The sequence below is a fragment of the Neobacillus niacini genome (genome assembly GCF_030817595.1).
GTDB lineage: Bacteria > Bacillota > Bacilli > Bacillales > Cytobacillaceae > Neobacillus > Neobacillus niacini_G.
Map to the genome: position 1 here is coordinate 41694 of NZ_JAUSZN010000001.1, position 13474 is coordinate 55167.

At 38.8% G+C, this 13474-nt stretch carries 12 protein-coding genes and 1 pseudogene; 10 read left to right on the top strand and 3 right to left on the bottom strand.

From position 1 onward, the window contains the following. The first annotated feature begins 30 nt into the window (after positions 1–30). Positions 31–1047: a S66 peptidase family protein gene (locus QFZ31_RS00325; protein ID WP_307299854.1), complete on the top strand. Its 1017-nt coding sequence runs from the start codon at positions 31–33 to the stop codon at positions 1045–1047. A 67-nt stretch (positions 1048–1114) separates the two neighbouring features. Here the strand turns inward: QFZ31_RS00325 and QFZ31_RS00330 are convergent, their stop codons facing one another. Continuing rightward, complete coding sequence (locus QFZ31_RS00330) at positions 1115–1555, bottom strand: GNAT family N-acetyltransferase (protein WP_307299856.1); 441 nt, start codon at positions 1553–1555, stop codon at positions 1115–1117. Positions 1556–1789: 234 nt separating this feature from the next. Here QFZ31_RS00330 and QFZ31_RS00335 point away from each other — a divergent pair, with 234 nt between their 5' ends. The 3 genes from QFZ31_RS00335 to QFZ31_RS00345 all read left to right on the top strand — a co-directional run bounded on the left by QFZ31_RS00335 (position 1790) and on the right by QFZ31_RS00345 (position 4596). After that, positions 1790–2386 carry a biotin transporter BioY gene (locus tag QFZ31_RS00335; RefSeq protein ID WP_307299859.1) on the top strand — a complete coding sequence of 199 codons (597 nt, stop codon included), beginning with the start codon at positions 1790–1792 and terminating at the stop codon, positions 2384–2386. A 16-nt stretch (positions 2387–2402) separates the two neighbouring features. After that, complete coding sequence (gene bioB / locus QFZ31_RS00340) at positions 2403–3392, top strand: biotin synthase BioB (protein ID WP_307299862.1); 990 nt, start codon at positions 2403–2405, stop codon at positions 3390–3392. A gap of 103 nt (positions 3393–3495) precedes the next feature. Then, entirely contained in the window at positions 3496–4596 is a 1101-nt protein-coding gene (locus tag QFZ31_RS00345; RefSeq protein ID WP_307299865.1) for a threonine aldolase family protein, read from the top strand. 57 nt (positions 4597–4653) lie between these two features. Here QFZ31_RS00345 and QFZ31_RS00350 read toward each other — a convergent pair whose 3' ends face one another. Continuing rightward, positions 4654–6225, bottom strand: coding sequence for a hypothetical protein (locus QFZ31_RS00350; RefSeq protein ID WP_307299867.1), 1572 nt, complete (start codon positions 6223–6225; stop codon positions 4654–4656). A gap of 200 nt (positions 6226–6425) precedes the next feature. Between QFZ31_RS00350 and QFZ31_RS00355 the strand changes: the two genes are divergently transcribed. From QFZ31_RS00355 to QFZ31_RS00370, 4 genes and pseudogenes are all read left to right on the top strand, one after another. After that, positions 6426–7163 (top strand): DUF2161 domain-containing phosphodiesterase, encoded by a 738-nt coding sequence (locus QFZ31_RS00355; protein ID WP_307299869.1) that lies wholly within the window; start codon positions 6426–6428, stop codon positions 7161–7163. A gap of 6 nt (positions 7164–7169) precedes the next feature. Next, positions 7170–7336, top strand: a pseudogene (locus tag QFZ31_RS00360) (acetyl-CoA hydrolase); the annotation flags it as partial. Positions 7337–7557: 221 nt separating this feature from the next. Next, a complete protein-coding gene (locus tag QFZ31_RS00365) occupies positions 7558–7758 on the top strand; it encodes a cold-shock protein (RefSeq protein WP_026568674.1) in 201 nt (66 codons plus the stop codon). 287 nt (positions 7759–8045) lie between these two features. Beyond that, positions 8046–9212: an IS256 family transposase gene (locus QFZ31_RS00370; RefSeq protein WP_307299872.1), complete on the top strand. Its 1167-nt coding sequence runs from the start codon at positions 8046–8048 to the stop codon at positions 9210–9212. Between the two features lie 541 nt (positions 9213–9753). Here QFZ31_RS00370 and QFZ31_RS00375 read toward each other — a convergent pair. Next, a complete protein-coding gene (locus QFZ31_RS00375) occupies positions 9754–11526 on the bottom strand; it encodes a LysM peptidoglycan-binding domain-containing protein (RefSeq protein WP_307299874.1) in 1773 nt (590 codons plus the stop codon). Between the two features lie 200 nt (positions 11527–11726). On the opposite strand from QFZ31_RS00375, the gene QFZ31_RS00380 reads away from it, so the two are divergent. Further along, positions 11727–12887, top strand: a complete 1161-nt coding sequence (locus tag QFZ31_RS00380; protein WP_307299875.1) for a hypothetical protein — start codon at positions 11727–11729, stop codon at positions 12885–12887. Positions 12888–12901: 14 nt separating this feature from the next. Next, on the top strand, positions 12902–13450 hold the full coding sequence (locus QFZ31_RS00385) for a GNAT family N-acetyltransferase (protein WP_307299878.1): 549 nt from the start codon (positions 12902–12904) through the stop codon (positions 13448–13450). Positions 13451–13474 lie beyond the last annotated feature (24 nt).

The window sequence follows — 13474 nt, forward strand, 5'->3', positions numbered from 1 at the left end:
ATAAATTCTATTTTAAGGGGAGGATTCAAGATGATTACATATCCGATTTTAAAAAATAACGCAACAATTGGAGTGACGGCTCCTTCTTCTGGAGTTGAAGAAGAATTGCACGAACTGGTGAAGAGTTCATCTAGTCGATTAAAAGCAAGAGGCTTTCATGTCATTTGCGGAGAAACGGTTTGGACCCAGGACAAAGCAAAATCAGCAGAGGCAGCGAAGCGTGCCCAAGAGTTTAATGAGATGATGAAGAATGAAGAGATTGACCTCATCATTCCACCGTGGGGCGGGGAGCTGCTTATTGAGATTTTAGAAGAGATTGATTTTGATAATCTCAAGAACAAGTGGGTACTGGGTTACTCTGATACAAGTGTATTGTTGCTAGCAATCACGTTAAAGACCGGTATTGCAACAGCAAATGGAACGAACTTAATCGATTTAAGAGGCGAGTACTCCGATGAAACAACTGCCATGTGGCTAAGTGTATTATCAACAAAAGCCGGAGACTCAATTATCCAGCATTCTTCTGGAAAATATCAAAAAGAATGGCAGCATGATAACCCGTCTCCTTGTGTATTCCATTTAACAGAACCGACTTATTGGAAGACTGTTTCGGGTAAAAAGGTTAAAGCAGAAGGGCGTTTGCTTGGAGGATGTATCGACGTCATCCGACATTTGATCGGTACCCCGTATGGTGACGTGAAAAGTTTCAGGGAAAAATATATCAACGATGAACCTATTATGTGGTATCTAGAGAATTGTGAGTTAAAAACAACGGATTTACGAAGGACGTTAGTACAAATGAAATTAGCAGGCTGGTTTGAGAATACATCCTGTATCCTATTTGGCCGTAGTCCTGCCAATGAACCAGTGGAGAACTATACGATTGTGGATGTTTACCAAGACTTGTCCAATGAGCTCCAAATCCCGATTATTTATGATGTCGATTGCGGACATATACCGCCACAAATCACATTTGTCAACGGAGCATATGGTGAACTAGAAGTAGAGGACGGTAAAGGGAAGGTCGTACAACATTTTAAAGCATAGATAATTTGTAAGGACGTGGTCTTCAGTTTTTTTCTGACGACCACTTTTTTGCTTACTGTGAATACTATTAATCTAAGTTCTTTGTCATTAGAGTGGAAATATCTGTAAATCCAAGCTTTTCATATAGGTGTTTCGCATGGTTTCCAGCATAAACATTTAGTTGGACTTGTTTATGACCTTCAGCTCGTAACTGTATGAAAGCAGCCTTACATAGTTTCTCAGCTGCACCCTGTTTACGATAGGGTGGAAGTACATACATTTCATTAATAAAACCGACCGTTTCATCTGTATTTTGATCGACAATTTGCCCTAACCCAATCCAGCCTTGAATAACATTATTTTTAACTCTTACAAGGTAATAACCGCCACCAGTTAAAAAAGGAGTCATCATTTCTATCGCTTTTTCGCGACTTGGTTTAACATAACCCATAGTGGCTTCTTTTAATACCTCTAAATGGTAATTTAAGATACTTCGAGTCTCCTCGTAAGTTGCTTTTCTAATCGTCATACCGTGCATCTCATCTCCTTTAAAAACAAAAAAATTCTAATCCATTCATCTAGTCGAATACCCACTTTATAGTATGAAACAAGGTGGAATTTGTTGCTGTTTAGCAGCGGCGGACATAGAACGTTTAGTAAAGATTACAGTTGATGAACTTTTTATATGTAAACTAATGCATAAAACAAGTTGACATAAATTATTGCACCGATTATTCTTAATTTATAGAATTATTTTAGGGGGATGTTTATGAAACTTAAAACAACTGAACTAACGGCAGCGGCAATGTTTGTTGCGCTAATGGCTGTTGGGGCTAATATTACTTCGATTGTTCCATTTATGGTCGTAGGGGGAGTACCGATTACGCTTCAGACATTTTTTGCAATATTAGCAGGCGTGGTACTTGGCAGTAGATTGGGTGCGATTGCAATGATGGTTTATATGTTCGTTGGTTTAGTGGGAGTACCTGTATTTGCTCAATTTGGCGGCGGATTTGGGACTTTCTTGAAGCCTACATTCGGTTTTATTGTTTCTTATGTTTTTACAGCTTATATAACGGGTTACTTAATTGAAAAAATGAAAAATACAGTTGGGGTATTCGCGTTTGCTGCACTTGTGGGCATGGCCATTAATTATGTTTTTGGTACGAACTGGATGTACGCCGCATATAAAATTTGGGCTGCAGCACCAGAGGGTTTTACATACAAGTTGGCTTGGTTATGGATGGTCGTTCCGCTGCCAAAGGATATTATTCTAGCCATTTTAGCAGGTGTGATGGGACATCGCTTAAAACGAACCTTGTCAAAAAGTCAATTTAGGAATGTTAATAAAGCGAGTTAAGTGATGGAGGGATTGGATGAGTAAGTGGAAGGAATTAGCGTTTGAGGTGCTAAATGGTCATGTTATTTCAAAAGAGGAAGCATTGGAGATTCTGAATTCCTCCGATATGGAATTACTAGAAGTGTTGCAAGGAGCCTACGTCATTCGCCATCATTATTATGGAAATAAGGTAAAGCTTAATATGTTAATTAACACAAAATCAGGTCTATGTCCTGAGAATTGTGGCTATTGTTCGCAATCTAGTATTTCTAGTGCACCGATTGAAAAATATCGAATGGTAGATAAAGATACCATCCTTAAAGGAGCAGAACAAGCCTACCAGCTTCAGGCTGGTACGTTTTGCATAGTAGCGAGCGGCCGTGGTCCTAGTAATCATGAAGTAGACCAAGTTGTTTCAGCAGTAAAGGAAATAAAGGACAAATATCAATTGAAGATTTGTGCCTGCCTTGGAATTTTAAAACCAGAACAAGCCGCCATGCTGAAAGAAGCTGGTGTCGATCGCTACAATCATAACCTTAACACCTCAGAAAATCACCATGACTCCATCACGACTTCACACACCTATCAGGATCGAGTGAATACAGTTGAGCTAATTAAAGAAGCTGGAATATCTCCATGTTCAGGAGTAATAGTCGGCATGAAGGAAAAGAAGGAAGACGTAGTGAACGTGGCGATGAGTCTAAGAGTTTTAGACGCCGATTCCATACCCGTCAATTTTCTACATGCAATAGATGGTACCCCGCTTGAAGGTACTAAGGAATTGAATCCTAGGTACTGTTTAAAGGTTTTAGCTCTTATGCGGTATGTGAATCCAACGAAAGAAATCAGAATTTCAGGTGGACGTGAAGTTAATTTAGGAAGTTTACAGCCACTTGGATTATATGCAGCAAATTCTATTTTTGTAGGAGATTACTTAACAACTTCAGGACAAGAAACGACCGCAGATCACCAAATGCTGAAAGATTTAGGATTTGAAGTCGATTTTGTAAAAGAAACAGTTCAATAAATAGGACAAAAGAATATTTGGGCGTCATCTAGTAGATGATGTCCTTTTTCGCATGTTTTAGTATAAAATACCATTAGACAGTAGTGTTGAAGGGAGAATCGCAATGTCAGAGATAAATATTTTAGGTGAAGCTTATAAAAAGGCAAAGTATAAGGTGCCTGGTCATCTTCCTAGGAATGTCCAAGTGCTAAAAGAGGCATTAATGAATATCGATGGAGAGATGGAAAGCGAAATGTACGGAAAGGGAAAGGTCATCGACGACTTCCAAGAAAAAATGGCAAAATACCTGGGCAAAGAGTCCGCTGTATTCTTTCCAAGCGGGACAATGGCACAGCAAATTGCCTTACGGATTTGGTGTGACCAAAAGGGGATCAAAAAAGTCGCATATCATCCATTAAGTCATTTGGAGATTCATGAGGAAGACGGATTGAAGGAATTACACCATATTGAAACGATTTTATTAGCTGATAAAGATAGCGTCATTCAGCTGGAAGATGTACTAGGCTTAGAAGAGGAAATCGCTTGTTTATTACTCGAGCTGCCGCAAAGGGAGATTGGCGGCCAGCTTCCTGACTACAAAACATTGGAAGACATCTCAGCATTCTGCAAGGAAAAGGGGATCAAATTACATTTAGACGGAGCAAGACTATTTGAAATTCTCCCTTATTATCAAAAATCGGCTGCAGAAGTCTGTGCTCTGTTTGATAGTGTTTATGTTTCTTTCTACAAAGGGATTGGCGGGATTGCAGGGGCGATACTTGCTGGGGATAAAGCTTTTACGGAAGAATCAAAGGTTTGGAAAAGACGCCATGGCGGAGATTTAATCAGCCTGTATCCGTACATCATAAGTGCTGATTATTATTTTGACCAACGATTATCAAACATGAATCAGTACTACGAAGGAGCAAAAGAACTTGCCCAATGCTTTAACCAATGTTATCGTGTTTCGACCAAGCCCTTGGAACCAGTCTCTAATATGTTTCATGTCCATTTTGAAGCACCGAAAGACGAGATGGAAGTGATTCTAGCAGCAATCTACGAAGAAACAGGCATTGGCTTAACCGGTTATGTACGCGAAGTCAACAAGACAACTTGTTACTATGAAGTTAGCATTGGTGATTTGTATGCCACGCTGCCTAAGGAAGATGTAAAAATAGTCTTTCAACTGCTGGATGAAAAAATGAGAAGGCTTAAAACTCTATAATAGGTGAATGTTCCATAGATAGGAAAATCCCCATTTCATAAAATGGGGATTTTTTCATTAGATAATATAAGGTCCGAAGAAAATTGTTAATAGTAAAATGTGAAGGCCGACAAAATAGCTTATTCTTACCGTACCTGCCCAATCATTTGCTTTTTTAGTATGCATTGTTAACCAAAAAGCGATGATCGCAAATAAAATCATGTAAACGTAGGAACTGCCGGTAAAGGTTAAGTAACTCGGTGCTTTCGTATAAATGGTATCTAAGAAAAATCGATCCTTCCAAATGAGTGCTGCTACAGCGTAAAGCCCAATTCCTGTATAAAAATACCAAACGGGATCGCGATCAGCGATTCGATTTCTAAAGATATACATAAATACAACGAAAAGAATTGGCCAGATAAACCAAATGACAGCAAAGGCAATTCCGAAAAAGGATGAAGTGATCATACCAAATGTCTTACCCAGTGCCTGAAGCCAATCGTCTTGTGTATACTTAATTAATGAATCGACTGTTTTAATATCCGAAGATGATACTTTAATTTTATGGTCATCACCGTCTAAATCTACCCATGCAATGATTTCTTCATTTATCCATTGTGGTTTGGTTGAAATTTCTGGTGTATTGCTTCGTCGTTCCGTTTTAGTGGTGCCACTTTCACTGATTTCCGCAGAATAGATATTAAAGGTCGTGCTGTCATTGAATTGAGTTTGTGTTTGCCCGTTCGCATGAAAAAGAATAGTTGGTTTCCCATTACGAAACGTAAGAACGACATCAGAAACTTCCTTCAAGCTGTTTTGTCCAGCTGGATCTTCAAAGGTTAACTCGTTTAGAGTTTGCGCATTCGGATTTGTAATACTTGTTAGTAAAAAATAGTTAAAAAACTCTGGATTCCCGCCTTGTGTGGATTGAAGTTCTTCCTGAAGTAACAGTGCTAATGTTTGACCATCCAATGCAAACGCAATATCATTAACAGCTTTTCCTGGGTCGACATTTATTCTGGATTGGTATACGGTCGTCAATTTTCCATTTGCATGCTGCTGCAGTGTAACATCGACTCCTGTTGGATCGGATGTATAGGTCAATAGATTTACTCCCTCTTCGTTCTCTTGAGGTATGATATCGAGCTTATCTAAATCAATCTCCATTAATTTTTCAGAAGTCTTCGTTTCTGGTGATAGTTGATAAAGCACATGATCTTTCACATAAAGTGTGGTCGTTTCCAAAGGATAAAACTTCTCAACATCGGAGACGAGCATATTCCTATCTTCGTCATAAATATTTTTAAAATCAAAATAGATAATCGTATTTTCTTGTTGATAAACCTGCGTCCATTTATTTACCGGTATGTTGTAGGTTTTCTCTTTTTTTACTGTGAAATCCTTGCCCAAAGTAGTAGTGGCTAATTTTCCATCTTCAAATCGTGTGAAAATAAAATCTCCATTTTCCGTCACCTTTACAGGTGGCAGTTGATTCAGTTCTGTTTCTCCTATTGTCAGAGCCCTGCTCCAATCATCTGCAGGGTGTTCAGTCACATCAGAAAAGTTTTCATAGAATAATAGGAGTATTCCTATTATCATAATAATCCCTGGTACAATCCAATGTAGCTTAGCTGCGAATTTCTTGTTCATATTAGACCCCCATGAAACATGTTCAAGTTCTCTATTTAGTTTGACTAAACAATATTAACATAATTCTGATAGATTAGGCTATTTCAAATATAAAGACTTTGTAAAAAAATGTTAGTAGTGATTTAACCTGCTATTAGATAATCCTCAATGGCATTTTCATGGTAAGATAATAGGAGAAAACTGTGTTTTAGGAGATATATATGAAAGAAAAGAAGAAACTCCAAGAGGTAGATTTATATAAACCGATTCAGAGGTTTTTTTTACGAGAAGGCTATGAGGTTTACGGTGAAGTGAAGGACTGTGATATCGTCGCAGTGAAAGAGGATGAGCTGATCATAGTTGAATTAAAACTCACTTTAAGTGTCGATCTTCTTATTCAGGCAGTAAAACGACAAAAATTAACCAATCAAGTATATATAGCAATCCCTAGACCAAAAGGCCGTTTGAATTCTAAGCAATGGGCTGAAAAATGTCATCTAGTGAAAAGATTAGAGCTAGGCTTAATTGTCGTTTCCTTTCCAGGTAATGGCTCGAAAGCAGATATACTGATCCACCCAACTCCCTATACTGGTAAGATAGCAATCGGGAGAAATAAGTTGAAAAGAGATGCTATCTTGAAAGAAATAGGCGGACGCAGTGCTGATTTTAATGTAGGGGGAAGCAGTCGGACAAAAATTATGACGGCCTACAAAGAAAATTGTATTCAAATTGCTTGTTTTCTAGATAAACTGGGACCTCTATCCCCGAAGGCTTTAAAGATTTTGGGTGCAGGTGATAAAATTCCCTCCATTTTAACAAATAACTATTATGGATGGTTTGAACGGATTAAGAGAGGTACCTATGCGATTACTGAGAAGGGCAGGCTTGAAGTGCAGGAGTATCAGGAGTTAGTTAAATATTATCTAGAAAAATTAGGGGATGGAGGAGATTCCAATTGAAGAGTCGAGCAGGGTTATGCCGATTTGCGCGGACTAGCACCAAGAGAACGGGTGGAGATGATCATTGAGAATTGTACCTACCCAATGTATCCAGAGCAGCTTCATGACTATTAGCTAGAGGCATTAATGAGAGGTGTTCAACTCCGCATGTATTAGAAAAAGCCTCCTCTTAGCACACCAATTTGGCCCAGCACGGGAGATGTTAAAAAAGTATTTGAAACGGTCTAGAAAAAACTTTGGAGATTAATTTGCTTTAATTGGATATGTCTGTTATAGTAAGGAAGAATTATTTTTGTTTGTCAGTTGGATTAAAAAGTTTTCAAACTTTACGTCTAAAGAACTGAGCAAGGATAGTAACACAATGTGTGCACAGCACACGAGGAGGATACAACAAATGGAACAAGGTAAAGTAAAATGGTTTAATGCAGAAAAAGGTTTCGGATTCATTGAAAGAGAAGCAGGAGACGACGTATTCGTACATTTCTCAGCTATCCAAAGCGAAGGTTTCAAAACTTTAGACGAAGGTCAAGCAGTTACTTTTGAAGTAGAACAAGGTCAACGTGGACCCCAAGCTACTAACGTTCGTAAAGCATAATTGAACCGACATATATAAAAGACTCTCTTTTGAGAGTCTTTTTTCTTTGTTCAGGGGGGATTGTGGCCTTGGATGAGGGAAATATGGTTTAGTGGCTGCCATTCTGAGCTATTCGTGCCCGTGAACGAGGAAAAGTGGGGCTAGCGGTAACGAATAGGAGCTATTCGTGCCCGTGAACGAGGAAAAGTGGATTAAGTCCATATAATTGTGTAAAAAGAAAGAGTCATTTTATTCACTCTTGGCAACACTGTTTTCAGCGACGATAAACAATGAAAAGAGGAATTAAAATGACTCACTTACAGTTTAACCTAGATTTAGACCTTTTAAAAGAATCCGTTATCAATTCTAATCTAGATATGGTGATTAAATCAGCGATTGTCTTAGTCCTTAATGAAGTCATGGAAAACGAGAGAGACGATTATTTACGTGCGGCTGCTTATGAACGGTCTCCAGATCGCCGAGACTACCGAAATGGCTACTATGAACGTGAATTGATCCTAGGTATTGGCAAACTAAAGCTAAAGGTCCCAAGGACCAGAAATGGTGAGTTTTCCACTTCCGTCTTCGAAAAGTATGCTCGCTGTGACCAAGCCCTGGTCCTCTCCATGCTAGAAATGGTCATTAACGGTGTTTCAACTCGGAAAGTCACGCATATAGTCGAGCAGCTCTGTGGGGAAAATATATCGAAATCATTTGTGTCTTCCCTTACCCAAAAGCTTGACCCCATTATTAATGATTGGAACAAACGCCCTTTGAATGTCATGTATTATCCTTATGTTTTTGTGGATGCCATGTATATTAAGGTCCGGGAACACAACCGGGTTATCTCAAAAGCCGTGTACATTGCGACTGCCATTACTGAGAAGAATACACGTGAAATCCTTGGGCTTAGTGTGGATCATGCAGAAGACTTCGAGAGTTGGAGTCGTTTCTTCCAACAGCTTAAATCCCGTGGGCTTCAATCCCCCAAACTGGTCATCTCAGATGCTCATCTAGGGCTACAAAAGGCAATACAGCGCGATTTTATTGGTACTACATGGCAAAGATGCACGGTACATTTTAAACGCAACATAATAGGGAAGCTCTCCAAGAAAGATTCCGTAGAGATACGCTCCATGATTAAACGTGTCTTTGAAGCTGTTACGATTGAGGATATCCGTAGATTTAAGAATGAATTAATGAACCAGTTTGGGGATGAAGCTAAATATGCCAAAGCCTTGGAAACTTTAGATGAAGGCTTCGAAGATGCCATTCAATACCTAAACTTTCCTGAGAAGATGCACCCTCATATACGAAGTACAAATTCACTTGAACGCTTAAACCAAGAAGTCCGTAGAAGGGAGAAAGTTATTCGTATCTTTCCCAATACTCAATCTGCCTTTCGATTGGTAGGTGCTGTTCTCATGCAATACCAGGAGGTCTACTCCAAAAGAAAGACATTACTTAATAACTAATTAAACTTTTATTTTTCGCCTCCACTTCCATCATGGAATGATCACATATCCAGGAAGGGCTGTCAAAGTGAAGAGCCTTTGACAGCCCTCCCCGGATATGTAGATAAAAAACCATGGAAGTTTCGTCAAAAAAAAATGAAAGGGTTTGGATAGATAATCAACAAAAGTGAAGTTGAAAACAATTGCTTTTGATTTTACACAATATTCAGGACTTGACTGAAAAGTGGGGTTGGCGGTAACGAATAGGAGCTATTCGTGCCCGTGAACGAGGAAAAGTGGGGTTGGCGGTAACGAATAGGAGCTATTCGTGCCCGTAAACTAAGAAAAGAAGGGTTAGCGGTAACGAATAAAAAATTAATCATGCCATAATCTCTAATAACCATCAAGAATTTACATACTTTTAAACAAAAAAACCCTGCTCAGGAATTGAGCAGGGCGGGTAATCGAAAAACGTAAAACGTAAAGCAAATGGTAGACACAGTATAGCACACATTTGTCGCAATCCCTAATTATTTTTAAAAATAATCAAAAAACTACCAATTTAACGAATTCCTGCGGCTTTTTCAACCTGCGCTTGATGTTTGGTATCTGCTTTTCCATCGACATGTCGCGTGCTATTTCCAAAATAAACATCAAAATGTCCTGTAATCCCATTGTCAGCAATATAGTCCCGTTCATGAGGCATAAAACTCATGCTGGCTGCTATTTTTCTTCCATCGATTTCAAGGATCACAGCTCTAGGAGTCCAAGAAAATCCTCCCCAAATGCTTTTGGCTATATTGGAATCATTCGCAGTAACTGTTTCACTGTCAGCGTGGTTCGCGCCAATGGTCCGCTTTATATAAAAACTTCTTCCTGTTTCAAAGTCTGTGACTTTAGTTATCTTCCCAATGGTAAAAATATATTGAGCCTCCGTCCACCAATCCATATATTCTCCATGTCTATCACTGACAACCTCTTTTACGCCAATGGTGTGAAGAGGTATTTTCAATACTTGACCCACTGAAAGCATACTGCTCATTGTTAGGTTATTGGCTTTTAATAGTTCTGCCTGAGGAACTCCATACCGTACGCTTAAGTCCCAAATGTTCTCACCAGGTGCTATGGTGTGAGTAGTATACGTAATCGTATTCGTTCCTGTCTGAGTGGGTGCATTCAACCCATCAGGTATGGTTAGAGCTTGACCCACTTGTAAAAAATCACTATTTAAATGGTTCGCAGCTCGAATACTGTCAACGGTAACATCAAATCGTTTCGCGATTACGGAAAGACTGTCCCCGGATTTGACCGTATATGTAAAGGTTTTTCTCTCTTCTTCGACTTGCGGTGCAGGCGTAGGCGGTTCTCCCATTGTTGTGCCAGCAGCCGTAATGGTTAACGTTTGTCCAATTGAGAGAATATCACTCGTTAAGTTATTCGCACCTCTCAACGCAGAGACAGTTGTCCCGAATCGATTAGAAATGCTATATAAAGTATCCCCTACTGCCACAGTATATTGTGTAGATACAGGAGCAACCGGCTGAGCAGGTGTGGCCACGGCAGTTGGAATGGTTAACGTTTGACCGATTGAAAGGATGTCACTGGTTAAGTGATTTGCACTTCTCAACGCAGAGACAGTTGTCCCAAATCGATTAGAAATGCTATATAAAGTATCCCCTGCTGCCACAGTATATTGTGCAGATAGAGGAGCAACCGGCTGAGCAGGTGTGGCCACGGCAGTTGGAATGGTTAACGTTTGACCGATTGAAAGGATATCACTGGTTAAGTGATTTGCACTTCTCAAAGCAGAGACAGTTGTCCCAAAACGATTAGAAATGCTATATAAAGTATCTCCCGCCGCCACAGTGTGAAATTTAGCTCCCGATGGTGGGATCGTTAATAGTTGCCCAATCTGAAGAAAGTCAGATGTTAAATGATTGGCGCTTCTCAACGCTTCCGGTGTGGTTCCAAACCTTTTTGAAATACCATAGACAGTATCTCCCGCTGCCACATTATAAGTAGCGATCGAATTTCCATCTGTTTGGGCTGCAGTAGCGGGTGTATTTGCTGCTTGTACAGCGCTGCTATCAGTTGTACTTAACGAAATAGATGTCACCGCTATACCCCCAAGGATGACCTTAATCATCGTTACCTTTAAACCAGGGTACCGTTCTTTTATGATTTGCTTGGCTGTTTCTTGCAGGTTTTTATCTGAAGAAGGTTCACTTCCTAGTTCGCCAGCAAACTCCGATAACTGGTCATCCAAGTATATAAATAACGTGAATTCATCACTTTGGGGATTCAATTTTCTAATTTCATGTCTTTGAACATTCAACTTGATTATGATTCTCCCTTCGCAAAAAAAAATATAAAACTTAGTATTCTTCAGGAAAACAATATTATAAGGTTATTTTTACAATAAGTACGATAATCCCAAAGGATTATTTAAGGAAAAATAGCATATTTAAAAGGTTTAGAGGACTTTTTGTTGAAATAAGTATAGTAAGTTTTTCCATTAGTGAGGTGGGATAAAAATTGAATGATATCCAATATGCTTTTATAAATGAATTTGGCCATTACGGATTCGATTTTGAGCAACCTGAGACTTCGACCCACTTTATAATCGTTTCTATTTTAGTAAAAGGTTCTGATAAAGAATTTCTCGAGCAGGAAGTTGAAAGGATTAAACAAAAACACCTTCAAAAAAAAGAACCTGACGATAGTCTTCGCATGGAAATCTTACAGGATTTAAAGGACTTACCCTTTAAGGTGTACGCATATGTAATTGATAAGCGGAAAATTCGCGAAGATAGCGGCGTTACCTATGAGAAAACATTTATTAAATTTTTTAACCGAAAGATCTTTGATGATTTATATCGCACCTTTGACACCCTGGACCTTGTCGCGGATGAACAGGGAACAAAGGAGTTTACGCAGGAATTTATTGCTTACGTTAAACAGAAGTGCATTCCAGACTTATTTAATTATTCAACCTTTGGCTTTAACAGCAGCGAATCCGATATTCTTCTGGAATTGGCAGAGTTTATTGCTGAGGCAATTGCCAAAGGCTATGACACCAAACATTACTCTCAGCAGTATCCATCGTTTTATAGACTATTGAAAAATAAAATCATCACGATTAATCTTTGGCCGCATGATTACAAGCACTACCTATACGACTACCATTTTGAAAAAACGGACTCAGAAACCGATCAGATTATTATAAAACAAGCTGTTAATTTGGCTTATCAATACATTGAAAAACATCGAAAAAGTGAAGAAGAGGATGAAAAAGTCCGGATTGATTTATTGAAGTTTCTATTATTCAATTTAAAAGAAAATCCTGATGAATATGTCTATACCGAAGAAATCCTTGATAATCTTAATGCCATAAGAATCAATAAAATCAAGCAGCATTATTTTCGGTCAAATATTGTTTCGAAGCTGCGCGACCAGGGATTATTAATTGCCTCCAGCAATAAAGGTTATAAGCTGCCTGTTTGTTTGAATGATTTGTACGACTTTGTGAATCTATCAAGTTTAACAATCCATCCGATGATTCAACGAGTGGCAAAGTGCAGGGACCAAATCCTTCTGGCAACCAACCGAGAAATAGATATCCTCGAAAAAGCAGAATATGACTATTTAAAAAGAGTCATTGAAATGGAAAAAATAGCGTTATTGAACAATGAGTAAAAGGGGAAGCTTCTATGTTTTCATACAAAGTAGATGAGGAATTATCAATTGAATTATTGCAGCAACATCATAAGGAAGAATTATATGATTTAATCGATTCTAATCGTGAACATCTAAGAAAATGGCTATTGTGGGTGGATAAACGCAAATCGGCGGATGATTTTGAGACGATCATTCCAATTTGGATAAGAAATTACGCCGATAATAATGGGTTCGACGCCGGGATTCGATACAATGGAAAATTAGTAGGGATGATAGGGCTCCATTATATCGATTGGAAAAATAGTGCAACCAGCATCGGCTATTTTCTGTCTGAAGAAGCACAGGGCAAAGGGATCATTACACGGGCAGTATCATCGTTGTTAAAATACGTATTCGAAACACTAAAGCTCAATAGAGTGGAAATTCAAGTTGCAGTGAATAATCATAAAAGCATTGCGATTCCTGAAAGATTGTGTTTTGTTAGTGAAGGAATTAAACGTGACGGGCAATGGCTATATGACCATTACGAAGACATCGTTACATATAGTATGTTAGCAAAGGAATGGAAAAATAATAATTAATCAAACTCGTTCAATTGAGCGAGT

Coding starts and splice junctions, on each gene's coding strand:
- QFZ31_RS00325 (WP_307299854.1), top strand. CDS start 31: ATGATTACATATCCGATTTTAAAAAATAACGCAACAATTGGAGTGACG.
- QFZ31_RS00385 (WP_307299878.1), top strand. CDS start 12,902: ATGTTTTCATACAAAGTAGATGAGGAATTATCAATTGAATTATTGCAG.
- QFZ31_RS00345 (WP_307299865.1), top strand. CDS start 3,496: ATGTCAGAGATAAATATTTTAGGTGAAGCTTATAAAAAGGCAAAGTAT.
- QFZ31_RS00370 (WP_307299872.1), top strand. CDS start 8,046: ATGACTCACTTACAGTTTAACCTAGATTTAGACCTTTTAAAAGAATCC.
- QFZ31_RS00355 (WP_307299869.1), top strand. CDS start 6,426: ATGAAAGAAAAGAAGAAACTCCAAGAGGTAGATTTATATAAACCGATT.
- QFZ31_RS00350 (WP_307299867.1), bottom strand. CDS start 6,225: ATGAACAAGAAATTCGCAGCTAAGCTACATTGGATTGTACCAGGGATT.
- bioB (WP_307299862.1), top strand. CDS start 2,403: ATGAGTAAGTGGAAGGAATTAGCGTTTGAGGTGCTAAATGGTCATGTT.
- QFZ31_RS00330 (WP_307299856.1), bottom strand. CDS start 1,555: ATGACGATTAGAAAAGCAACTTACGAGGAGACTCGAAGTATCTTAAAT.
- QFZ31_RS00335 (WP_307299859.1), top strand. CDS start 1,790: ATGTTTATGAAACTTAAAACAACTGAACTAACGGCAGCGGCAATGTTT.
- QFZ31_RS00365 (WP_026568674.1), top strand. CDS start 7,558: ATGGAACAAGGTAAAGTAAAATGGTTTAATGCAGAAAAAGGTTTCGGA.